This is a genomic window from Puniceicoccus vermicola (assembly GCF_014230055.1).
Taxonomy (GTDB): domain Bacteria; phylum Verrucomicrobiota; class Verrucomicrobiia; order Opitutales; family Puniceicoccaceae; genus Puniceicoccus; species Puniceicoccus vermicola.
In genome coordinates this window covers 19,836-41,647 of sequence record NZ_JACHVA010000038.1, presented here as the reverse complement: position 1 = coordinate 41,647, position 21,812 = coordinate 19,836, and the positions used below count along the sequence as shown (strand labels likewise).

Annotated in this window: 24 protein-coding genes and 1 tRNA gene; 6 read left to right on the top strand and 19 right to left on the bottom strand. The window is 55.7% G+C overall.

The genetic code is table 11. The annotated features are described in order from the left end of the window. Positions 1–472 (top strand): transposase (locus tag H5P30_RS03535; protein WP_185691582.1); only part of this gene is annotated, 472 nt, incomplete at its 5' end. A gap of 101 nt (positions 473–573) precedes the next feature. Here the strand turns inward: H5P30_RS03535 and H5P30_RS03530 are convergent. From H5P30_RS03530 to lptC, 7 genes are all read right to left on the bottom strand, one after another. Then, positions 574–647 (bottom strand) — tRNA-Gly (locus H5P30_RS03530). Between the two features lie 67 nt (positions 648–714). Next, a complete protein-coding gene (locus H5P30_RS03525) occupies positions 715–1,203 on the bottom strand; it encodes a hypothetical protein (protein WP_185691581.1) in 489 nt (162 codons plus the stop codon). Between the two features lie 2 nt (positions 1,204–1,205). Continuing rightward, a complete protein-coding gene (gene dnaA / locus H5P30_RS03520; protein ID WP_185691580.1) occupies positions 1,206–2,606 on the bottom strand; it encodes a chromosomal replication initiator protein DnaA in 1,401 nt (466 codons plus the stop codon). A gap of 539 nt (positions 2,607–3,145) precedes the next feature. After that, positions 3,146–4,105 carry an HPr(Ser) kinase/phosphatase gene (gene hprK / locus H5P30_RS03515; RefSeq protein ID WP_185691579.1) on the bottom strand — a complete coding sequence of 320 codons (960 nt, stop codon included), beginning with the start codon at positions 4,103–4,105 and terminating at the stop codon, positions 3,146–3,148. A gap of 707 nt (positions 4,106–4,812) precedes the next feature. Further along, on the bottom strand, positions 4,813–5,553 hold the full coding sequence (gene lptB, locus H5P30_RS03510; protein ID WP_185691578.1) for an LPS export ABC transporter ATP-binding protein: 741 nt from the start codon (positions 5,551–5,553) through the stop codon (positions 4,813–4,815). Beyond that, positions 5,546–6,115, bottom strand: coding sequence for an LptA/OstA family protein (locus tag H5P30_RS03505; protein ID WP_185691577.1), 570 nt, complete (start codon positions 6,113–6,115; stop codon positions 5,546–5,548). Before H5P30_RS03505 ends, lptB begins: the two co-directional genes overlap by 8 nt. A 21-nt stretch (positions 6,116–6,136) precedes the next feature. Further along, the gene (gene lptC / locus H5P30_RS03500) at positions 6,137–6,580 is read right to left on the bottom strand and encodes an LPS export ABC transporter periplasmic protein LptC (RefSeq protein WP_185691576.1); all 444 of its coding nucleotides are present in this window, start codon (positions 6,578–6,580) and stop codon (positions 6,137–6,139) included. Between the two features lie 78 nt (positions 6,581–6,658). On the opposite strand from lptC, the gene pdxH reads away from it, so the two are divergent. Continuing rightward, positions 6,659–7,300: a pyridoxamine 5'-phosphate oxidase gene (gene pdxH / locus H5P30_RS03495; protein ID WP_185691584.1), complete on the top strand. Its 642-nt coding sequence runs from the start codon at positions 6,659–6,661 to the stop codon at positions 7,298–7,300. Here pdxH and H5P30_RS03490 read toward each other — a convergent pair. The 10 genes from H5P30_RS03490 to coxB form a co-directional block, all read right to left on the bottom strand. Beyond that, positions 7,290–7,772 (bottom strand): tRNA (cytidine(34)-2'-O)-methyltransferase, encoded by a 483-nt coding sequence (locus H5P30_RS03490; protein WP_185691575.1) that lies wholly within the window; start codon positions 7,770–7,772, stop codon positions 7,290–7,292. The genes pdxH and H5P30_RS03490 overlap by 11 nt on opposite strands. Further along, positions 7,765–8,676 (bottom strand): homoserine kinase, encoded by a 912-nt coding sequence (thrB, locus tag H5P30_RS03485; RefSeq protein ID WP_185691574.1) that lies wholly within the window; start codon positions 8,674–8,676, stop codon positions 7,765–7,767. The genes H5P30_RS03490 and thrB overlap by 8 nt, the downstream gene beginning before the upstream one ends. Positions 8,677–8,680: 4 nt before the next feature. Beyond that, the gene (smpB, locus tag H5P30_RS03480; RefSeq protein ID WP_185691573.1) at positions 8,681–9,160 is read right to left on the bottom strand and encodes an SsrA-binding protein SmpB; all 480 of its coding nucleotides are present in this window, start codon (positions 9,158–9,160) and stop codon (positions 8,681–8,683) included. Positions 9,161–9,255: 95 nt separating this feature from the next. Then, positions 9,256–9,471, bottom strand: a complete 216-nt coding sequence (locus H5P30_RS03475; RefSeq protein WP_185691572.1) for a DNA-directed RNA polymerase subunit omega — start codon at positions 9,469–9,471, stop codon at positions 9,256–9,258. 121 nt (positions 9,472–9,592) lie between these two features. Then, complete coding sequence (locus H5P30_RS03470; RefSeq protein ID WP_185691571.1) at positions 9,593–10,549, bottom strand: transposase; 957 nt, start codon at positions 10,547–10,549, stop codon at positions 9,593–9,595. A 93-nt stretch (positions 10,550–10,642) separates the two neighbouring features. Further along, positions 10,643–12,373, bottom strand: a complete 1,731-nt coding sequence (locus tag H5P30_RS03465; protein WP_185691570.1) for an ABC transporter ATP-binding protein — start codon at positions 12,371–12,373, stop codon at positions 10,643–10,645. Between the two features lie 128 nt (positions 12,374–12,501). Beyond that, on the bottom strand, positions 12,502–12,891 hold the full coding sequence (locus tag H5P30_RS03460) for a cytochrome C oxidase subunit IV family protein (protein ID WP_185691569.1): 390 nt from the start codon (positions 12,889–12,891) through the stop codon (positions 12,502–12,504). An 11-nt stretch (positions 12,892–12,902) separates the two neighbouring features. Continuing rightward, the gene (locus tag H5P30_RS03455) at positions 12,903–13,514 is read right to left on the bottom strand and encodes a cytochrome c oxidase subunit 3 (RefSeq protein WP_185691568.1); all 612 of its coding nucleotides are present in this window, start codon (positions 13,512–13,514) and stop codon (positions 12,903–12,905) included. After that, positions 13,511–15,490, bottom strand: a complete 1,980-nt coding sequence (gene ctaD / locus H5P30_RS03450; protein ID WP_185691567.1) for a cytochrome c oxidase subunit I — start codon at positions 15,488–15,490, stop codon at positions 13,511–13,513. The genes H5P30_RS03455 and ctaD overlap by 4 nt, the downstream gene beginning before the upstream one ends. 9 nt (positions 15,491–15,499) lie before the next feature. After that, on the bottom strand, positions 15,500–16,642 hold the full coding sequence (gene coxB, locus H5P30_RS03445; protein ID WP_185691566.1) for a cytochrome c oxidase subunit II: 1,143 nt from the start codon (positions 16,640–16,642) through the stop codon (positions 15,500–15,502). 176 nt (positions 16,643–16,818) lie between these two features. On the opposite strand from coxB, the gene H5P30_RS03440 reads away from it, so the two are divergent. Continuing rightward, on the top strand, positions 16,819–17,676 hold the full coding sequence (locus H5P30_RS03440) for a c-type cytochrome (protein ID WP_185691565.1): 858 nt from the start codon (positions 16,819–16,821) through the stop codon (positions 17,674–17,676). Between the two features lie 7 nt (positions 17,677–17,683). Then, the gene (locus tag H5P30_RS03435; protein WP_185691564.1) at positions 17,684–18,115 is read left to right on the top strand and encodes a hypothetical protein; all 432 of its coding nucleotides are present in this window, start codon (positions 17,684–17,686) and stop codon (positions 18,113–18,115) included. 80 nt (positions 18,116–18,195) lie between these two features. Here H5P30_RS03435 and H5P30_RS03430 read toward each other — a convergent pair whose 3' ends face one another. After that, positions 18,196–18,630, bottom strand: a complete 435-nt coding sequence (locus tag H5P30_RS03430; protein ID WP_185691563.1) for an EF-hand domain-containing protein — start codon at positions 18,628–18,630, stop codon at positions 18,196–18,198. Between the two features lie 164 nt (positions 18,631–18,794). Here H5P30_RS03430 and H5P30_RS03425 point away from each other — a divergent pair, with 164 nt between their 5' ends. Both H5P30_RS03425 and H5P30_RS03420 read left to right on the top strand, forming a co-directional pair. Next, positions 18,795–19,460 (top strand): winged helix-turn-helix domain-containing protein, encoded by a 666-nt coding sequence (locus H5P30_RS03425; RefSeq protein WP_185691562.1) that lies wholly within the window; start codon positions 18,795–18,797, stop codon positions 19,458–19,460. Further along, positions 19,457–20,950: an ATP-binding protein gene (locus H5P30_RS03420; RefSeq protein ID WP_185691561.1), complete on the top strand. Its 1,494-nt coding sequence runs from the start codon at positions 19,457–19,459 to the stop codon at positions 20,948–20,950. Before H5P30_RS03425 ends, H5P30_RS03420 begins: the two co-directional genes overlap by 4 nt. Here H5P30_RS03420 and H5P30_RS03415 read toward each other — a convergent pair. Further along, positions 20,942–21,739 (bottom strand): helix-turn-helix transcriptional regulator, encoded by a 798-nt coding sequence (locus H5P30_RS03415; RefSeq protein WP_185691560.1) that lies wholly within the window; start codon positions 21,737–21,739, stop codon positions 20,942–20,944. The genes H5P30_RS03420 and H5P30_RS03415 overlap by 9 nt on opposite strands. Positions 21,740–21,812 lie beyond the last annotated feature (73 nt).

Below are 21,812 nucleotides of genomic sequence, written 5' to 3'. Positions count from 1 at the left end.
ACTCGCTCATCACTTCACGGGCCTTTGCCGTGAGATTGCTCCCGAGATTACCCGCAACAGCGGACTCCTGGCGATCCTGCGAACCCGACCCGGGCGCCTCTCGCAAAAACAGATCCGACGCCGTCAGGAACTCTTCGACAAGCACCCAACCCTCGAGCCCCTCTATCTCAAACGATGGCAAATCCACTCCCTTCTCTGCCAGAAGTCCTGCACAGCAAAGAAGTGTCGATCAAATGCCAAAGAGCTCTATCGACATATCGAAGAACTACAACAACAGGGCTTTGCACAACTCAAAACCCTCGCCAAGACCCTCCAACAATGGATCGAGCCCATCGCCACCATGTGGCGATTTACCAAAAACAATGCCATCACCGAAGGCTTCCACAGAAAAATGAAACTCATCCAAAGAAGAGCCTTCGGCTTCAGAAACTTTGAAAATTACCGACTGCGCGTCCTCGCTCAGTGCCAATGAACACACACAATAATCCTAAAGAAAAATAATCACAAATTATGCCCGGTCCCCAAACTTTGGAGTAGACCCTGGAATCCGAAACCCATCGTTTCGGATTAGGATGGTGCGGGTAGACGGAATCGAACCGACATCATCAGCTTGGAAGGCTGAGGTTTTACCACTAAACTATACCCGCGGCAAAACAGATGATCCTTATGGGATTCTGAGTTATGTCAAGCCGGGAACTTTATCCCGGAAAATTTTTAGAAACCTTGCTTTTGAAGCTCGGCTTGAAGGGCTGTTTGGAACGCTTGGATGTCGTCCTGACCCGGCTGATACCCTTCTTCTGCGGGGATGAGGCGGAGCTGTCCCATCTGGTCGAGCATCCAGGTCGCACTCTTCCCGTCGGAGAAATTGACGCTTCCACTCACCACGGCACCGGGGCGAGTGATTTTGTCGACATCTACAGAAACACGCCCGGATCCAGCTTCGCCGTCAAATCCTGCGTCTTCGAGGTCCACCGCTTCGGCTTCACCTTCTGCTGGAGAAGTTTCTTTCTCTTCTTCCGCTTCGGGTTCCTCGGGCTCGCCGTCGGAAAGATCCACTTCGAGATCTTCGACGAGGAAACGAGTTTCCATGTAGGTCAGTTTAACGCCAAATTCTGACGAAATCTTTTCCTGAATTGCGGAGAGAGTATCTCCGTCGGAAGCCCATTGGGCGACCTGGTCTTTTTGAGAAGAATCGAGTTCCATGGTCAGGATCTATTCTCGGAAAGCTGTTTCGTCAAATAGTCAATGCTTCGGCGCATCGTCTGATCCTGTTCCATGAGGTTCTCAACGGCCCGGATTGCGTTGATCACCGTACCGTGGTCGCGGCCGCCGAAAGCATCGCCAATCTGGACCAGAGAGTGGTCTGTCAGCTGGCGGCTCAGGTACATCGAAACCTGACGCGGGACGACGATCTTGGCCGGACGACGTCGGCTGAGGAGGTCAGCCACCCGGAGGTGGTAATACTCGGCCGTCTTTTTCTGAATTTTCTCAATGGTGACTTGGTTGAAGAGCTCTTCCTGGAGGACGTCCGAGAGAAGTCGCTCTACGACCTCAACCGAGAGGGGGTCGCGAATCAAGGCGGCGTAGCCGGCGACGCGGGTGAGCGCTCCCTCCATGCGGCGAACGTTTCGCGAAACCTTTTCTGCGAGGAATTCCATGACGTCCGCAGGGATGTCGACGCTCATCGCCTTGGCCTTCTTGGAGAGAATGGCGAGGCGGGTATCCAGATCCGGGCATTGGATGTCGGCAACCAAACCCCACTGGAAACGGGAGACCAAGCGACTTTCCAGTCGGGCGATCTCGCTGGCAGGGCGGTCACTGGTCAAAACGATCTGCTTTTGGTTTTCAAAAAGCTCGTTGAAGGTGTGGAAAAATTCTTCCTGGATGCGCTCACGCCCCGAGAGGAAGTGGATATCGTCGATGAGGAGAATGTCCGCTTTACGGAAGCGGCGGCGGAAAGCCGTAAGTTTGTTCTCCTGGATCGCCGTGATGAACTTGTTGGTGAACTTCTCGGTGGAAATGTAGGCAATCTTTGCGTTTGTCTTGGCAGAGAGGACCTGGTGAGCGATCGCGTGCATCAGGTGGGTCTTGCCGAGACCGGTGTCGCCGTAGATGAAGAGCGGGTTGTACGCTCTTGCCGGAGAATTGGCCACCGCGATCGAAGCTGCGTGGGCGAGCTGGTTTCCGGAGCCCACGACAAAATTTTTAAAGGTGTTCTTCGGATTGATCCCGGAGTAGGAGGCAGCCGGAGCGGTTTCCGGAACCGAAGTGCGGTCGATCGTGCGCTTCTTCGTCTCGGGTTTAGGGGCCTCTTTGGTGCGGTTATTGCGAACAGGGGCCTCGGTGCTGTCTTCCGACACCGAAATGACGACTTCGCGGGGACCTCCAAATACTTCCGAAATTTCGGCACGGATGATCTCAAGATAGTTATCCTGAAGCCAAATCGAGACAAAATCGTTGGGAGCGAGGATCTGGACGCGTTCGTCCGAGGCTTCACCAAAGGTCAGCGGCTTGAACCACATCTCAAAGATGTCGGGATTCAGGCGGCTGCGAAACCGTTCACAGGTTTCGTTCCAGAGGTGAGACAATTGGGTGGTGGATGGCATTAGAAACGGAATCGACGAAAATTATTAACAGTAGTAGCTGCGGTTAAGACTTGGTTTATCGAAGACTGTAACCCGCTGAAAACGAGTAGGATCGAAGGAACCGAGTAAAGATGGCGCAGTTTTCTGTAGAGGAGCTTTTCAAAAGGGTGAATAAGATTTAGGTTATTGATTACCAGGTTCTTATGAAAGTTTAAGGATAGTTCGATTGGTGAAGAAATTGAAAAAACGCATCACTCCGAAGGACCTTTGAGCGGTCATCGGCCCACCGAATGGATGCGAGATGGAATCATCATTCGCGAGCCGGGATGTGAAGCAAGATGAACTTACGCACAAGTTATTCACAATGTCTTTGCGCATAAGTTCCGGTACTTTTCGGTTGAATTTTAGGGGGGCGGGCTGGCAACGCACTACCTTCGGGGGAAGGATGGATTTCGGACCCCAAAAAACGGTCTCTGCAGAGGGGGGAATCGGGCGGATTTGGGCCTCTTTTGCGCCCGAAAAAAACTTTTTATTCCCGAAAAATTTTTGGAATCTCTTCTTCAACTGATTTGCCCCGACATTTTCCGAATCAGTCTCTCGTTGAATTCTTTGGCCGCATCGTGACCGAGCAGTCGTAGAGCCTGCACCATGGCGGCCACTTCGACGAGCCGGGCCATATCGCGCCCCGGGCGGATGGGGATCGTACTATGCGGGATCTTTTGCCCGAAGATTTCCATGTGGTCCTGGTCGAGTCCGGTGCGGTCTTCGTCGATGTCTGGGCTCCAGGTGACAAAAGTGATGACCAGATCGAGGCGCTTCTCGACGCGCACTGAGTGGACCCCGAAGAGTTTTGCGACGTCAATGATGCCGATTCCCCGGCACTCCATGTAGCCCCGGCTCAATTCCGAGCTGTTCCCCACGACTTCATGGTCGCGGAGGAGGCGGAGGTGGGTGAGATCGTCGGCGACGAGGCTGAATCCTCGCTCAATGAGGGCGAGAGCGCACTCACTCTTCCCAATGCCGCTTTCCCCGCGGAGGAGGGTCCCGATGCCGCGGATGTCCATCAGAGTACCGTGAATGGTCTTTCGCGGGGCAAACCGTTCTTCCAGGATGAGGGTGGCCTCGGTGGTGAGAGTCTTTGACTTCAGGGTCGAGCGGAAAAGGGGGATTTTGAAACGCTTGGCGACCTTGAGGAGAACCGGGGTCGGGGCGAGATTGCGGCTGATGAGGATGCAGGGGATGTTCTTCTTCGCGATCTGGCAGAGAACTTTCTCGATGACCTCCGGATCACTGTCGCGGATGTGACCCATTTCTCCCGCGCCAAAGAGCTGGATGCGGCGGTTGGCAAAGAAGCGGAAGTAGCCCGTGAGGGCGAGAGCCGGGCGGTTGAGGCTTTTCTCTCGAATGATGCGGTCGAGGCTTTCTTCCCCGCAGATCAGTTCCAGTTGTAAGGGGTCGCGACAAGCCTCGTAGAATTCGCGAACCGAGATGCTTTCAATGATTTTCTCCGTGGGTTTCATCTGCTGTAAGCATTGCGGGGATCCGCCGCTTAGACGAGTCCAAACCAAACCGGAAAAGCAAAAGTAGTGAGAGCTTCCAGCTCTCTCCCGCTTCCCCCGAGGAAAGGTTTCAGCTGTTGGATGCCTGCAAGACATTCTCTGTGAAATGAAGAAAGTCTTTCAAAGTAGCACAGGCTTCCAGCCTGTGAATTTCTTCGCGGTTCGGCAGCGAAAGGCTGGGCAACTGATAGTCGGAAGTGTTTTGGCGAAAGTGCTTCCAACTGCATCTCTTTCCGTGGCAGGTGAACACCCTCCTCCAAAAGTAGTGAGAGCTTCCAGCTCTCTCCCGCGTCCCAGAGGAGAGATCTTATACCACTTCTAAAAAATTCTGGCATTATTGGCGGGATGGTTCTTCTCCCTGAGCAAGGCGGCCTGTGCGGAGGCGGGTCTGTGACCCGTGCCGCACGGGGCAACGCGGCTCAGGGGGAAGAACCGCCCGTCCTCTTAGGGGATGCGCCCGAATGGAGGATCGCGGCGTTCCCGCCGGGGAAACGTATCTCGATACGCCTTACCCGGCGGAGCCTTGCGCTGCCTCCATTCGGATCAGCACCAATAACGTCAGAATTTTTCAGAAGTGGTATTAGCCGTCGAATGCTCAAAAACTCAGCTTCGAAAAGACATACGCTGTGGCCAACATCTCCGACGCGTGCTTTCCCACGCACTGAGTTTCAGGCCTTAAAGCCTTCGCCGAGATAAAATTTGCGGGCGGACGGATCGTTCAGGAGAGTGTCGCGGTCTCCTTCGCAGAGAACCTTACCTTCGTAGAGAAGGTAGGATCGATCCGTGATTTCGAGAGTCTCGCGGACGTTGTGGTCGGTAATGAGGATTCCAATACCGATCTTCTTGAGGTCGCGGATGATGGATTGCACGTCGTCGACGCTGATCGGGTCCACGCCGCTGAAGGGCTCGTCCATGAGCAGAAAGTCGGGGCGGGTGGCGAGAGCCCGAGCGATCTCCACGCGCCGGCGTTCTCCACCGCTGAGAGTGTAGGCTTTCTGGTGGGCGATCTTTTCCAGACCGAACTGGGCCAACTTCTCGTCGGCTGACTCTTCCCGTTCCTTTCTGGGGATCTTGAGAGTCTCGAGCACCGAGATGATGTTGTTGCGCACCGTCATCTTTCGGAAAACCGATGCTTCCTGGGGAAGATATCCTATGCCTTGGCGGGCCCGGCGATACATGGGGAGCTTAGTGACGTTTTGCTCGCGCAGGTGGATTCTTCCCCGGGTGGGCTCAATAAGTCCGACAATCATGTAGAAGGTCGTGGTCTTGCCCGCCCCATTGGGTCCGAGGAGGCCGACAATTTCTCCGGCATTGACGGATAGGGCCACGTCATTGACGACGCGCCGTTTTCCAAAGTCCCGAGTTAGGCCCTCCGTGCGAATCGAAGGAATAGAGGGTGATTCATTCATCGTTGCTGATATCACGAATGGATTCGAGAGAGGGGAGTTCCACGCGAGGTTGCTCCCCGTCTGGCCCGGGCTCGACGGAGATTTTACGATCGGCTCCGTGGAGGATCATCCGGTATCCGGAGACGGCTCCTCGACCGTCTTTCACCTTCGGGTTATCCTCAAGGATGACTTCGTCCGAAGTGGGGTGAATCAGGGCCCGCCCTGCGGAGGCGATTCGGTCCCCCTGCTGGATGACGACGTTCCCGGTTGCCTCGATCACCGAGATGGCTCCGAAATCGTTCTTGCCGGAGGAATCGGTGCGGACCTCCATGCGGTCACATTCGGCGATAAAGTCTTCGCCATGGATGACGACGGATCCGGAGAATATGAACTGATTGCCTTTTTCGGTATTGATCACGTCGAGGCGATCACTGGTGATCACCGTTTTTTGAGCAGCCGCGGCGGAGGTTGCTTCGACACTTTCGGATTCGTTCGCCGAGGGGACGGGCTCTGTTGCCGCCGTATTGGAAAAGAGAGTCGGTGAGAAGGAGAGGAGAGGGATGAGGACGAGGAAGAGTCGCATGAGCGGAGGATTGGTTTCCGATTATTTAAGGATCCGTCGAATCGCGTCGTCAAACGTAACCTTGGCCCCGTCGTTGATCTCGATTCTCCGTTCCCTTCCGCGCCATTCCCAATCCTTTCCTTCGGCGTTGAAGCCGTTCCCTTGAACATAGAGGAAACCGTCGCCGGTTGCCATATTGTCTTCGACGTAAATTTGGGCGTTGGGACTTCTCAACCTCGTCTCTTCCTGATCTTTGGTTGAGGTGATGTCGAGCTGCATCTCGATGATGCGAAGGACATTGTCATTGACGAAAACCGCTTCCTGTCCGGAAAGGTCCCAGATCCGGAGGCCTTGATCGTTAAATTTCCGAAACGTGAACGATTTTACCTCCGCATCCGGCTTCACCTCGGCCTGAAGACTCCCGCAGGAAAGGATCGTGATTGCGGTGAGAATGGATGCCGCGAGGAATCGGGAGTGGAAACGCATGAAATGAAGCTACTCGAAAATGGGGATATGGCAACGGTGGGTTTGATCATTCGGTGGGATTCTGCCACGATCTGCAGAATGGAAGATATTGGATCTTTGCGTCGCGAATATTCCCGTGCGGGTCTTAATCGGGAGGATCTATGCCCGAAGCCGATCGATCAGTTTCGCCTCTGGTTTGAGCAGGCTCGAGAGGCCGGAGTCGACGAGCCGAACGCTCTCTCGCTCGCGACGGTGGATGAAAGGGGGCGCCCCTCGCAGCGGATGGTTCTGCTCAAGGCCTTTGACGAGAAAGGGCTGGTCTTTTTCACCAATTACCGCAGTCGGAAGGCGAAGCATCTCGCCGAAAATGCAGCGGCCTCGATTCTGTTTCCTTGGATCCAGCTCGAAAGGCAGCTGATCGTCGAAGGCGATTGCGAGAAGATCTCGACGCTGCAGTCGTTGAAATATTTCTCCAGTCGCCCACGGGGAAGTCGCTTGGGCGCGTGGGTCTCGGACCAGAGTTCGGTCATTTCCTCCCGCAAGATTCTGGAAATGAAGTTGGAGGAGATGAAACGGAAGTTCGGCGAAGGGGAGATTCCGTTGCCGGATTTCTGGGGAGGTTTTCGCCTGAAGCCGCGTCGGTTCGAATTTTGGCAGGGTCGGCCCAGTCGGCTACACGATCGTTTTGAGTATGTGAAGGACGAGAAGGGCGATTGGACGACTGCCCGACTCAGTCCGTAGGGTTGTCCGTTCGCAGCTGGCGCAGAGCTTCGTAGACGGCAATGCCCACGCTGGTGGCGAGGTTGATCGAGCGCAGCCCTTTCCGCGGGTGGGGGATGCGGATGCGGTGCTCGTCTCCGATCGCCTCGTGAACCTCTTCCGGGCAGCCGTGTCCCTCGTTGCCAAAAAGGAGAATATCCCCTGCGGCAAACGAGACATCCCAGAAGGTGCGGGTTGCCTTGGTCGTAAACAACCAAGTGCGTCGATGGCTTTCGGCATTCCGGAAGGCCTGCCAATTTTCATGCTCGTGGAGGTCGAGCGAATGCCAGTAGTCCATGCCACTGCGCTTGAGGTGGCGATCCGTAATGGTGAAGCCGAGAGGGTGGATTAGATGAAGGCGGGAGCCCGTGATCGCGCAGAGCCTACCGACGTTTCCAGTGTTTTGCGGGATTTCCGGGCAACGGAGAGCTACTTGCACAAGAGGATTACTCATTTTCCAACACAGCTGCGCCTTCGTTGTCGGCGGAGAGGTTGTGCATGCGGCAGGGGATCCCATTCGCCTGGTAAATCGACTCCATCGCCTCGCGGACCGGAAGTGCATGCTCCACCGAAGAAGCGCAGACGACACTGGAACCGCTTCCGCTCAGCCATCCAGCATACGCTCCTGCCTCGACTCCGGCGGCAATCGCTTCGTCGACGAAGGGATTCAACGTCCGGCGGAAAGGTTGATGGATGCGGTCTGCGGTCGTCCCGCGGAGGCGTTCGTAATCGCCCTTGGCGAACGCTGCCACCAAGTAGGCGAGACCATTGATGCTCGAAATGACTTCGGAGAAAGGAAGGGAGTCGGGGAGGACGGCGCGGGCGTCGGGGGTGCGGACCCGGATCTCCGGCGAAGCGACTACTAGGCTGAGGTCCTTTTCAATGGGAAAGCGAAAGGAGTCGGCGTAATCGTTCGTGTTCGGATCGACGCGGGAGATGCAGAATCCTCCGCGGACTAGGGCGCAAACATTGTCCGGGGCGTTGTCCAAGTGGGCCAGTGCGCGAACGCAGGCGTGGATGTCGAGAGGGTCTTCGTGGAGGTGGTTTAGCGCGAGGAATACACCTCCCACGACCGTTGAACTAGAGCCGAGTCCGCGTTCGGGAGGAATCTCGCCCCAGATATCGAAATCGAAGCCGAACGGAGGATTTTGAGTAGTGCGGAAGAAGTAGTCCGCCGCTTTCTGCACCATCTGCTCGATCCCGCTAGCGTCTCCTCCGGTCGCGTGGATTTGATCATCCTCCCGCCGGGTCAAACGGCAGAAGTTGTAAAGTTTAAGACCGATGCTGAGTGTATCGAATCCCGGCCCGCAATTGGAAGTGGAGGCCGGGAGTCGGAGTTCGACCGAGTTCTTGTTCATGGATTTATCCGTAACGCTGAAAGTCGCGAACGGCCCGGTTGGCCTCACGATCCGCTTCCTTCTTTTTGAGAGTTTCCCGTTTGTCGTGGAGTTTCTTCCCCGAAGCGATGGCGATCTGCGCCTTCAAATTGCCTCGGAGAAAGTAGAGTTTGAGGGGAACGACCGTTTTTCCTCCCATCTGGATCGCGTCGTGGAGCTTGCGAATCTCCTTCTGGTGGAGGAGGAGCTTCCGCGGACGACGGGGAGCGTGGTTGTTCTCATTGCCGAATTTGTACTCGTCAATGTAGGCGTGATAAAGGAACGGTTCCCCCTTGTCGAAGCGGACAAAGGCTTCCTGAATTTGGGCTTTGCCGAGGCGAACCGATTTGACCTCGGTCCCCTGCAGTACCAATCCCGCCTCAAATTTGTCGTGGATATGGTAGTCGTGAAAAGCGCGTCGATTGCGGATTTCTACGGGTTCTGTATTTTTCTTGCTGCGGGCCACGGTTCGTTCATGCGCTCGACCCGGGAAGAAAAAAAGCGGGGCTACCCCGCTTGTGAGAAACTAGACCTCTCGGAAGAGCTCGGGTTTAAAATTCCTCAGACCTTTTCTTCTTCTGGATCGAAAAGTTGATAGGTGATCTTCTCGTCGATGATTTCGCGCAGGGCGATATCTTCTGGGTCCAGTCGCTCAAGCGACTCCACCAAGGGTTTGAATCCGCTCTTCAACTGTTTCACGCGGCGGGAAACCACGTTAACGAGGATGTTCGGATCGGGAATTTTCTTGCGTGCAGCTTTTAGGTAGTCGTCTCTCACGGCTTAATCGTTGTTTGGAATCGGGAAAAACAGAGGACAATGAAGGGTTTTCCCGTGGATGCAAGAGCGGATTTACCAATCCAGAACGAAGAGATTGGGTCAATGGGAGACGCGTCACAGACTATTGGAACAGGTTTTTCTTCAATCCGGCGAGAACCGAGAGATTTCCGAAGTCGGCTCCATGAATCGAGTGGGGGCGGGCTTTCCGCTTTCGGTTCCGATTCAATGACGAGGCCGCTTCTTCCAGAAACTCCGGCGAGCCGAGAGCGAGACCATCGGTAAAATAGCGCACCCGGCACCGGAGAAGGTCAGGGAGGGGGAGTGAACCTTTCTCCTTCTCGAGAATGCGGAGTGCGGTTTTGCGGTCAAAGCTACGTTTACCCTCTTTGGCAGCGGCCCCGGATCCATACAAGGTCTGTCGATATCCAGCCAAATCCCGATCCAGAATCGCGAGTCCCTCCCGAGCCACACGGCTCCCTCCGAGGGCTTCCCCATATCCGCTAAATCGATAATCTTTAGGATCTTCAACAATCCCTGACCGAACTGGATTGAGGTCGATGTAAGCCGCGACAGTGCGCAGAGCCTTCAAATCTCCTTCAATCAGCACGCTCTTATATCGCTCCGCCCAAACCGGCCCAAACCTTTCCCGGCTGCGGTTGAACCAAAGCGAAAACCGCTGTTTCAGGGTTTTCATCAGCCAAGATACATCGTGCATCCGCCGGGTAAGACTTCTCCGAAGAGGCTCCGCCTCAACAGGATCTTCCCGCAAAATTTTCTCAAGAACCTCAGCCCGCATCGGCTGCCAAGGGGTGGGTTTCGGGTATAGAGCGCGATATCGACGAACGATTTCAGCATCCGTAACCTCAGCTTCTCCAGGAACTTCCACCATCAGATGAAAGTGATTTTTCATCACCGCATAAGTAATCACCCGAATTCCCGAAAATTCAGCAACCTGATGAATCATTTTCCGCAGCTGCTCTTTCTCTCGATCCCCAAACCAAGCCTCCCCATTCACCGTTCGGCTCATCAAGTGGTGGTAAGTCGTGCGATCTTTGAAGACTAGGCGTTTACGTCTCATACCTAGAATAACATACGGAAATTATATTCGTGTAAATAAAACTAACCAGGTTTAATTAAAGGATTCTTGGGACGGAAAAGGTGGATTTTCTTATTAGGAGGGGATGAGTTCGGTTTGGTGACGCCAGAGGTTGGAGTAGTGACCGTCGTTTTGGATGAGGTCGTCGTGGGTGCCTTTTTCGAGGATTCTCCCGTGTTCGACTACGACGATTTGGTCGGCGCGGCGGACTGTGGAGAGGCGGTGGGCGATGACGAGGACCGTTCGGTGCTGGACCAGGTGGTCGAGGGCTTCCTGAATTTGCTTTTCGGTGATGGTATCGACGCTGGAGGTGGCTTCGTCGAGGATGACTAGAGGAGGGTTGCGGAGGAGGACGCGGGCGATGGTGAGGCGTTGCTTTTCTCCCATGCTGAGGCGGATTCCTCTTTCGCCGATGAGGGTTTCCAGACCGTCGGGGAGGCGGCGGACGAAATCGGCGGCTGAGGCGCCTTCGAGGGCTTCCCAGATTTCGGTTTCGGTGGCTTCGATTCGGGCTAGGAGGAGATTGTCGCGGACGGTGGCATCGAAGAGGAAGGGGTCTTGAGCGACTACTCCGATTTGGCTGCGAAGGGATCCCAGTTCGATGTTGCGGACATCGGTATCATTCAGGCGGACGCTTCCGGCGGAAACGTCGTAGTAGCGGAGAATGAGGTTGGCGATGGTGCTCTTCCCGGCTCCGGTGTGGCCGACAATGGCGGTCACTTTGCCGGAGGGGAGGGTGAGTTCGAAATCGTGGAGAACCGGGCTGCGGTCGGCGTAGGAAAACTCGACGTGATCGAAGGTCACCGAAACTGGAGGGCTCGGGAAGGAGACTGGGTTGGGGGAGTTCTCAATGTCGACGGGGTGGTCGAGGACTTCGAAGACGCGTTCACCCGCTGCTTTTCCGGCCGAGATCATGTGATTCAGCGAATTGAGCTGGAAAATCGGCTGGTAGAGCATGGTGCAGTAGACGTTGAAGGCGATGAACTGCCCCATGGTGAGTTTTTCCTGAATCACCATCCAGCCGCCGATTCCGACGACGGCAATGACGCCCAAGCTGGAGATGAATTGGACGGAGGAAATGTAGCGCGAATAGCGAAACATGGCCTTCAGGGTCTTTTTTCGGAGGTCGAGGGATTGATCCCGAAAGCGTTCGGTTTCGCGCTGGGTGAGATTGAAACTCTGGATGAGGCGGTTTCCTTGGATGTCTTCGACGAGGAGGCTGTTGAGGAGGCCGGAGCTGTCTCGCACTTGGCGCCAGTTTTTCCGGGTGTATTTGGCGTGGCGGTAGGCGAGGATGAAGAGAATAGGGATGGGAACCAACACCAGCGCTGCAAGCAGGGGTTGCATGGTGAAGAGGAAAATGGTGATTCCGAAGATGGTCAGCACGGCGACGGATCCCTGTTCCGTGCCATCGAGCAGGGCGCGTTCGACTTCGGTGACGTCGTCGATGACTCTTGAAGCGACGTCGCCGCTCTTCCGCTGGTCGAAGAAGCTGATGGGGAGGGCGAGCAGTTTGTTGTGGAGGTCCTGGCGGAGGTCGAGGAGGACTTTTTGCTCGAGGATGTTGTTGAGCCGGATGCGGAAACAGTTGAGGAGTTCCCGAAATATATAGACCACCATGATGACGCCGACCCCGAGAAGGAGCATGTTGGACTCCTTGGCGGCGATGTAGTTATCGACAATGTATTGGATGATCTTCGGAACCGAGATCGCCAAAACGGCGGTTCCGATAGCGAGGCCGAGGGTGGCCGCAAATAGCCACGGGTAACGAAAGAGATAGTTTGAGACTCGAAAGATGATATTCATGGATCCGCACGCAGGTTCGCAATGGTCCTACGCATTGGCAAGGCCAGCAGTCGAAAATAAGTGAGCGAAATGGGCGTCTGGGTCCCCTTCGTTCGATCCTGGGAGCGGATTTTCGGTCTTCTTTCGAATCAGTGCCCGGACGCGCCTTCCTCATGGGCAATTTTCCCGTCCTCATAGAAAGGGAGGGATTTGTCGATGCGGTCTTCGCTGAATATAAGGAGAAGGGCGGCGGAGGTGCCGGCGGCCAAGGCCATGCCAAAGAGGAAGATGACGGTCAGCAGTTTGCCGTCATAGATCAGGTGCATGAACCAGAAAATGACGCCGACAAATTTGATCAGGGAGAGGAAAACAAGTGATCCGAAGATGAGGACGGAGCCCGGAAAGGGCAGGAAGATGATCACGAGCTCGATTCCCGTCAGGGCGGTCATCAAGAACGCGAGGTTCATGAAGGTGAAGTACTTCTTCTGTTCCGAGAGGAGGAACTCTTGGTCAATACTGGGATCTGCGGGATGAGACATGGTCGTTTGGATCAGACGTATTCGATGAGGTAGACCGCGGTGAAGATCACGATCCAGATGATGTCGACGAAGTGCCAGTAGAGTCCGGCTGTTTCGACGTCGATGGCATTCTCGTGGGCGTTGAATCGTGGCGAGAACGAATAAAAGAACCAGGAAATCAACCAGAGAACCCCCATGGCGACGTGAACCCCGTGGGTCCCGGTCATCAGGTAGAAGGTCGAGCCGAAGGTGCCCGAGGAGAGGGTGAGTCCCGAATGGTGGACGAAGTGGTTAAATTCGTAGACTTGTCCGCAGAGGAAGAGAGATCCAAAGATGATCACACCGATGAGGTTCCAGCGGAAGGATTTGATCTCTCCTTTGTGAATCGCCGAGACGGCGAGGGCCATAAAGAGGGAGCTCATCAGGAGGATGAAGCTGCTGGCAGTGGTGAGCTCAATGTCGAAGATCTTAATCGGATCGACCCCGATGTTCTCGTAGATTTTGCGATAGACGAGGTGAGTGGTGATCAGGGTGCCAAAGAACATGCAGTCCGAGGCCAGAAAAAGCCACATGATGAGCTTTTTGCTGTTGAGGCCGGTCGGAATGTGTTCCACCGGGAGGGTTGTGTCTGAAGCGTGACTCATTTGGCTGCCTCCGGTTTGACGTGATAGCCGCCTGGACCTTCAAGGGCCCAGAGATAGATTCCCAGGATGGTGATGCCTAGCCCTCCAATTGCGATATAGCCACAGAACGGAACGCCCGCCTGTCTAAGGGCCATGCTCAGACCGAGAATGAGGAAGCCCGACGAGGCTAAGAGGGGGAACCACGATTGGCTGGGCATGTGAATCCCGTGAGGATCCGCTTCGACCGATCCAATCCGGAGATTGGCCCGCCCGTGCTTGTGGGCCCAGAGCGCATCCCGTGAGTGAACGATAGGCGTGCGGGCAAAATTGTAAGAAGGTGGAGGAGAAGAAATCGTCCATTCCAAGGTGCGCCCATCCCACGGATCGTCGCCTGCGGGTTTTCCGTTGCGGAGGGTGCGAATAACATCCCAGAGGAAGAGAAAAATTCCGATAGCCAGAGTGAAGGCGCCGATTGTGCAGACCAGATTCATGGGCTGCCAGCCAGTCCCCTCCAGGTAGGTATGGGTGCGGCGAGGCATTCCGATCATCCCGAGGAAGTGCATGGGGAAGAAGGTTACGTTGAGCCCGACGATGACGATCCCCGAGACCCAGTAGCCCAATTTGCCATACCACATCTTGCCGCTCATCTTAGGCAGCCAGAAGTAGATCCCGGCGAGAAGGGAGAGGATGCTCCCACCAATGAGAACGTAGTGGAAGTGGGCGACGACGAAGTAGGAATCCTGCTGTTGGGCGTCCGAGGGCGCCGAGGAGTGCATGATCCCGGAGAATCCACCCATCATAAACATCCAGATGAACCCGAGTGACAGGATCATGGGAACGGAGAATTTGATGCGTCCTCCCCAGAGAGTGCCGATCCAGTTGAAAATCTTGACCCCGGTAGGGACGGCAATGGCCATGGTTAGGAGGGAGAAGGCGGCGGTGGCGACCTTACCCAGCCCAGTGGTAAACATGTGGTGGCTCCAGACCGCAAAGCCGAGGAAGCCGATGACGGCACCGGAGAAAACGATCAGCGAGTAACCGAAGAGGGGTTTTCGGGAGAAAACGGGAAGAATTTCCGAGATGATACCCATCGCCGGTAGGATCAAAATGTAGACCTCCGGATGACCGAAAACCCAGAAGAGGTGCTGCCAGAGAATCGGCTGACCGCCTTCTTCGACCCGGAAAAAGTTGGCACCGAAGGTTCGGTCAAACATCAGCTCTCCCAGAGCGACGGTGATCGGAGGGAACGCGAAGATGATGAGGATCGAGGTGATCAGGGTCATCCAAATGAAGACCGGGAGGCGCATCATTTTCATTCCGGGGGCTCGGAAGTTGATGATGGTGACGATGAAGTTCAGGGCGGCGGCGATGGAAGCGATCCCGAGAACCTGGAGTCCGAAGATCCAGAAGTCGGTTCCGATCCCGGTGTATTGGTCGCCTGTGAGCGGGGCGTATCCGAACCACCCTGCGGAAGGGACGATATCGCTCATCCCGTTGGCGGGGGTGAACCATCCAAAGGCATGGGCCGCCTGGAAGAGCCAGCTCAGATTGACCACGAGGGCCCCGGCGACGAAGGTCCAGAGACTGAACGCATTCAATCGGGGAAAGGCGACATCGCGGGCACCAATTTGCAGAGGAACCAGGAAATTAAAGAATGCGGAACTCAGGGGCATGACGGCGAGGAAGACCATCGTCGTGCCGTGCATGGTGAAGAGTTGATTATAGGTTTCGGCGGAGACGAGGTTGTTCTCCGAGACAGCCAGTTGGGCGCGAATGAAGAGGGCCTCGATTCCTCCGAAGACCAGGAAGGCCAGTGCGAAGATGGCATACATGGCCCCAATCTTTTTGTGATCGACGGTGGTCAACCAGTCTTTCAACCCGGTCGAATGGTCGGGCCGCACGAGGCCGAGGTGGCTGCGCGCGGGTGCATCCGAATCGGACGAGTGGGGATCGGCTTTGTCGGGAGGTGTGTGAGTAGTGGTAGTGGAGAGAGCCATGGAGAGAGATCAGCGGAGAGTTTGGAGGAAGGTGGCGATTTGGTGCACCTCTTCGTCGGTGAGATCCACGTTTTGGAGGCCGTTGGGATCGTGGTACATGAGGTTCCCGGGTTTGATGTCCTCGGAGCGGCGAACCCATTCATAAAAATTCTGCAATTGCTCTTCCCGGTTGATGGAGCCGTCCGGATTGATGTTTTCCAGCCAGCCGGCGGCGATGGAGCCATTGTCGGCGACGTGGGTCAGGTTGGGGCCGAGTTTCCCCGCGGCAAAAGTCCCGTCGATGGAGTGGCACTGAACACAGGTGCCTTTTCCGAAGAAGAGGCGGGCGCCTTTGACGGTGTCGGTATCCGGCAGGGCCTCGGGGTCATTGGCCGAGAGGGTGACGAACTCTTCCCAGCTTTCAGTCGCAGGGGGAGGAGGCGTTTGGCGGCGCTGAGCGACCCACTCTTCGAATTCCTTCTCCGGGAGAACCCTGGCGCGGAACTGCATGTAGGCGTGGGATTCCCCGCAATATTCCGCGCATTGCCCATAATAGTACCCGGGCTCGTCTGCGCGGACCCACATGAAATTGTTGCGGCCGGGGATCATATCGACCTTGCCAGCGATTTTCGGCAACCAGAATGAGTGGATGACATCCTCGCCGCGGAGCTCAATGCGGACGGTCTTGCCTTCGGGGATTGCGAACTCGTTTCCGGTAACGATCCCGAGTTGCGGGTAATCGAAGGAGAACCACCACTGCCAGCCGCGGGCTTCGATGATGAGCGGTTCATCGTCGGTGTCTTCCGCGGTCTCTCCATCGAACCAAGCTCCGAGATTGCTTTCCGGGTCTTCGGGCATCTCGTTGGTGTACCAGATCTGCTGGAGGGTCGGGACCGCGATTACGACGAGGAGCGCGACCGAGACGCCAATCAACCCAATCTCAATGAGAGGATTCCCATGAGACTGCGAAGGGAGGCTGTTCAGATCGTCGGTCTTCTTCTCGCGGTAGCGCCAGACCGTCCAGAGGAGGGCGCCGCCGACGAGGGCGAAGATCAATCCAGTGACCCATACCGTAAGGAGGAACAGATCGTATTGGTTTTGAGCGACGACCCCTTTGGGATCGATAAAAGATTGACGCGCATCAAAATTGCACCCGAAAAGGAGCAGTGTCATGCAAATCAGCATCAACCGTAGAAACGGAAGTCCTATCATAAGACTGAGTTGAGAGAGTGGAGTTGAGAAGAATTGAGGAGGGTAGAAGATTTTATGGTGGGCATAATTGATTTGATTGTCCTATCTTGGCAACTTTCTATTCTTAAAAGACTAATCGATTTTATTTGTCATCCGGCATGGAAGACCTCCCATCTCCACTCAGCAATCATCCACGTTCCGATCAGAGCCCTCTTTCTGACCCGGAAGTTCAGAAGGTCCACGCCCAGTTAATGCGTGAAAAGGAGGAGCCGCAGGAGGGTTTTCCCCCGTTGCCGATTGCTCTCCTTTTTCTTTTCGCGATCGTGGTTTTCATCTCCGGACTGTATCTTGGGAAGCACTCCGCTGGATTCAGTGCGTTCGTTTACGATCCGAATTATGATCCGGCTACGGCAGCACAAGCCTCTTCGAAGCCAGCGTTTGACCCGATTGCACGGGGAGAGCGGGTATTTTCGCAAAAATGTGCCCAGTGCCACCAGTCGAATGGGGAAGGCCTGCCGGGCACTTATCCTCCGTTGGCAGGTTCATCCTGGGTCACCGACACCCGTGTGATCCCTGCTTCCATCTTGCTGAACGGCTTGAGTGGTCCGATCGAGGTCAAGGGGAACGTATATGACGGGAATGTGATGCCAGCCTTTGGCGATCTTTTGAGCGACCGTGATATCGGCGCCGTGCTGACGTATGTTCGTCAGGCTTGGGGTAACCAAGCAGAACCGATCTCCGAGGAGCAAGTTGCCGAGGCCCGTTCCTTGCACGGTGGACGCGGTTCTCCTTGGACAGCGGATGAGCTCCTGGCATTGGCACCTCTGGAAACAGTATCGGCCGCCCCGGAAGCTGAAGCGACAGGCGAGGCGACTGAGGCTCAGGAAGAAGATAGTGGCGAAGGATCTGCAGACGCGGCCGCGGAATCCACTGAAAATTCTGAATCATCGAACGAAACGGGAACTTCTGAATCGTCCGAGCCTTCCCAGGATCAAGGCACTGCGAACGCCATCTGATCCTTGGATGAATGACGAGAGCCAAGGGGCGGACACCAAACTGAAGATCCTGCGCTGGCTCCGCTGGCTCGCGATCCCGTTGGTGGGGATTCTTCTCTTCGGGGCGATTCGCGATCTGAACTCGCCCCCCTTTGATCCTCCGTGGTTTTTTCGGGTGAGAGCGGGTCTTGAGATTTTGCTCGGGCTGATCCTGTTATTGCCGTTTCAGAAGATCGGGCAAAAGTTTCCGCGGCTCTGGACCAAGGCTTTCCTGGTTTTGTTGATCGTCTGTGTGGCTTTCGTTTTTCTTCGGGTCATTGGCGTCCTCTTCGAAGCCCGTGCCGTCGAGGCCCTTGGTGGCGAACTGGGGCTTCCGGCGTGGTCCGGCACCTTGATCTTTCTTGTTCTCGCGCAGGTTCCGGTCGTTCTCTTCCAACGGTTCCCGGATCAGATGGATTAACTTTCTCTCTGATCGTTCGAGAAAAAAAAGATCCGGCCCTGAAAGGACCGGATCCCGGATAGACTCGAGAGAGGCTGGATTTATTCCTGCGGACCTCGGGGTCCATTCTGACCGCCCATGCGTTTTTGGTGGGATTTGACCAAGAACTTTTGCAGCTCTTCGGCGCTGAGGAGTCCATCTCCGTCGGAATCAAACTTTTCGACGATGACCACGGCCATCTTGGAGCCGTCGCGCTTCTGTCCTTTGGAATTGGCGTCCGCGGAGCCTTGCGTATTTCGCTTTTCCTGCCGCTTTTGCATACGATCCTGCTTTTCGGCAAATACTACCTCAATTTCCTCCAAGTCGATAACGCCATCTTCATTCGCGTCGAAGTGCTCGAGCATTTGTTCCGGACTCGGGGGACCGGATCTTCCTTTCTGCCCAGGCCCTCCGCCTGGTTGTGGGCCCTGTTGGGCGAAAAGAGTTCCGATGAGTGAGGCAGAGAGGATGGGGATGAGAAGCAATTTGGATTTCATGGTTTTCCTTTTGGTTGATGGATTTCGGCGGATCATCCGCTGAATTCGGAGATCATTAAATCATGACTCCATGAACATTCCGGGCATGGTTGGATGAATAAATTGTCATGAAGAAGGAGATGCCTTGGATTGCCGAAGCACCGGGCGCGTGATAGGAATTGTTCGTGAAAATTCTACTGGTGGAAGATGAGATCAAGATCCGGGAATGGGTAACCAAGGCTCTCCGGGAAAATGGTTTTGTCGTGGATCCAGTCGGGGAAGGGAATGAGGCCTACCAACTTCTGCAGACGCGCAGTTATGATGGGGCGATTCTCGATATCATGCTGCCGGGCCGTGATGGACTGAGCCTGTTGAAATCCTTGCGGCGCGAAGGGAACAACCTTTCGGTTGTCGTTCTCTCGGCTAGAGGCGAGTGGGGTGAACGGGTGGAAGGGCTGAACCTCGGCGCTGACGATTATCTTCCCAAGCCTTTTCATATTGATGAACTCATCGCCCGGCTGCGAGCGGTGTGTCGGCGTTCGCAGGGGGACCATCTAAATGTCGTCGAGGCGGGACCCGTCCGCATCAATGTGGCGACGCGGGAAGTTTTGGTCTTAGGAGAGAAGCTTGAGTTGACGGCTCGTGAGTTCTCTTTGCTGGAAATGCTCGTCCGATCACCGGGTCGAGTTTTCACCCGGACCCAGATCCTTGATCGAGTCTGGGATTACGATTTCGACCCGCAGACGAACCTCGTTGATGTATACGTGAAGCGATTACGACAGCATCTCGGCGAGCCCTCTCGTGACTTTATCGAAACCGTGCGCGGCGTGGGATACCGTTTCAGGGAATGAGCGGGAGGCGACAGAGCCGAGGTTCGTTCCGGACGCGGATGGTCCTTTTTTCGACTGTGGTTGCTGCGGTGGGCTTGCTCGGGTTCGCTCTGGTTGCGTTGGGATTCTATCAACGGGAGCTCAGGAGGAATTTAGAGCGTGATCTTCGCGGGGCCTTGATGCGGACGGCTCCTGTCATCATGCGGTTTTCTGGTTCGGATTTGACGCCGAGGGAGAGTCGTTTCGCCGGAAAAGTGCTGGGGCGTTTGGAAGAGTTCGGTGCGGAGTATGCGGTTTATCGACCGGGGGGAGGCTGGAATCTGGGCCCGGACTGGCCCATTGAGGATACTGAGATTTTGGATCGTCTAATCCCCCTCTTGGCGAAGGGCCCGGCTAGGCCCGGGGGGAACAATAGGTTTGAAGAGGGGCCTGGAAGGCTTGGGCGCCGGGATCAAGATCCCTCGATTGAGCGAAATCGAGTTCCTGTTTTTCGAGGCGGAGAGCTGCCAAGAGGCTGGTTGTTTGCCGGTGTTGCTGCCGATCACGGTGCAGTGGTGCTTGCCGTGCCGGATGCCATTCACCGACCGCAGATGAGGCGTCTATTCGTGGTCTTCGGACTAGCATCTCCGGTGGCTTTGGGGTTGGTTGCTCTCTGTGCGTGGTTCTTTTCGTCGAGGGCCATCGCTCCGATTCGCAAGCTGACACGGGTAGCTGCTTCGACGACCGCAGATGATCTGTCCCACCGGATCTCGGGTGAGGGGATGGAGCGGGAGTTTCGGGAGTTGATCGAGGTGTTCAACGGAATGTTGGAGCGTCTTGAGAAGAGTTTCGGGCAGGCTCGCCGATTTGGGCAGGACGCGGCGCACGAGCTGAATACCCCCTTGACCATTCTGACCGCCAAAGTCGATGACGCTGTCGCGGAGGCCGAGGATGGTTCTGAGGATCAGCAACGGCTCGGAGAGGTATCCGACGAATTGGGGCGATTGGGAGAGATCGTGCGCAAGCTCCATCTCTTGGCGAGAATTGATGGCGGCGGCTTGCGGCCGGACCGTATCGAAACGGATCTCTCTGAGGTAGTGAGGGCCTTGATCGAAGAAATGATCGAGGCCTTTCCGAGCATCCGCTTCGAATGGGAAGCCGGACAATCGATCCGGGCTTTGTGTGATCCCTCGCTTGTGCGCCAGATCGTCTTGAATTTGTTGAGTAACGCCGTGAACTACAATCATGCTGGAGGAACGGTTGACGTCCGTCTGGACTGCGGGGCAGGGAAGGTAGAACTGCGTGTCAGGAATACAGGACCCGCGATTGAGGAAAGTTTACGGGCCGAAATCTTTGATCGATTTACCCGGGGGGATTCTTCCCGCTCCGGCCAAAATGGGAGTGCGGGCTTAGGACTCGGACTCAGTCTCTCCCGCGAGTTTGCCCGGGCTCAGGGAGGAGACCTTGTTCTGGAAAGCGGAGAAGAGGATTCGGTTACCTTCCTCCTGACTCTTCCGCAAACTTCACTGTGAAAAAATAAGCGGGCCTTCCGGATCGGCGCGATATTGACGCGGGCTGACTCCTCGGCTCTTGCGAAAGGTTTTATTGAAGGCCTGCAAATCGGGGATTCCGACGCTGCAGGCAATCGCTTTCACCGGAAGATCCGAGTGACGTAAGAGGAGGCAGGCCCGGTCCATCTTGAGTTCGCGGCGATAGCTGACCGGAGTGCAGCCCAGTTCCGAGCGAAAAAGCCGGGTGAGTTGATTTTGGGAGAGACCGACTTCGTCCGCCAGTTCGGCGATGGGGAGAGTGGTCGAGGTCGTCGCGTTCATCAGCCGGAGACATTCGTCGAGCTTTTCCTGGGACTGGGAGTCGGCCGATCCGCCGTCGAGTAGTGAGGAGAGGCCTAGAAGTACCTCCCAGAGCCGGGCGGCGGCTCGGCGGGAATGGGTCCGATGGAACGTAAGGGCTCCCTCCAGTAGGTCTTCGAGGGCGGAGACTCGAGGGTCCGCTGGCCAATAATAGGGGGCGGGATCGGATCCGGGGGGAAGGTAAAAATGAGAGTAGAGATGGGGCGATTCTCCCTCGTAGCAGAATACGATTTGCGTCGCTGGGGGAATGAGAGTTGCGCACCCTGGATGGAGAGAGAACTCATGGTCGCGGATGCGCACCCGCCCAGAATAGTGGTAGAAATGCAGCATCCACTGATCAGGTAGAAGAAACGTCTCCGTGGTCACCCCTCCGAGTCCGTGAATTGCACGGGAAATGGTGCTCGGTTGGGGTGGGGTGAGTAGGAGGGAGTTGAGGGAATCGCGAGTCATGGTCTGGTTGGTGAAAAATTACCAGTAAAGTCCGGTTTATGACAACCGAATCCGCTTTCCTCGGGGAAATTGA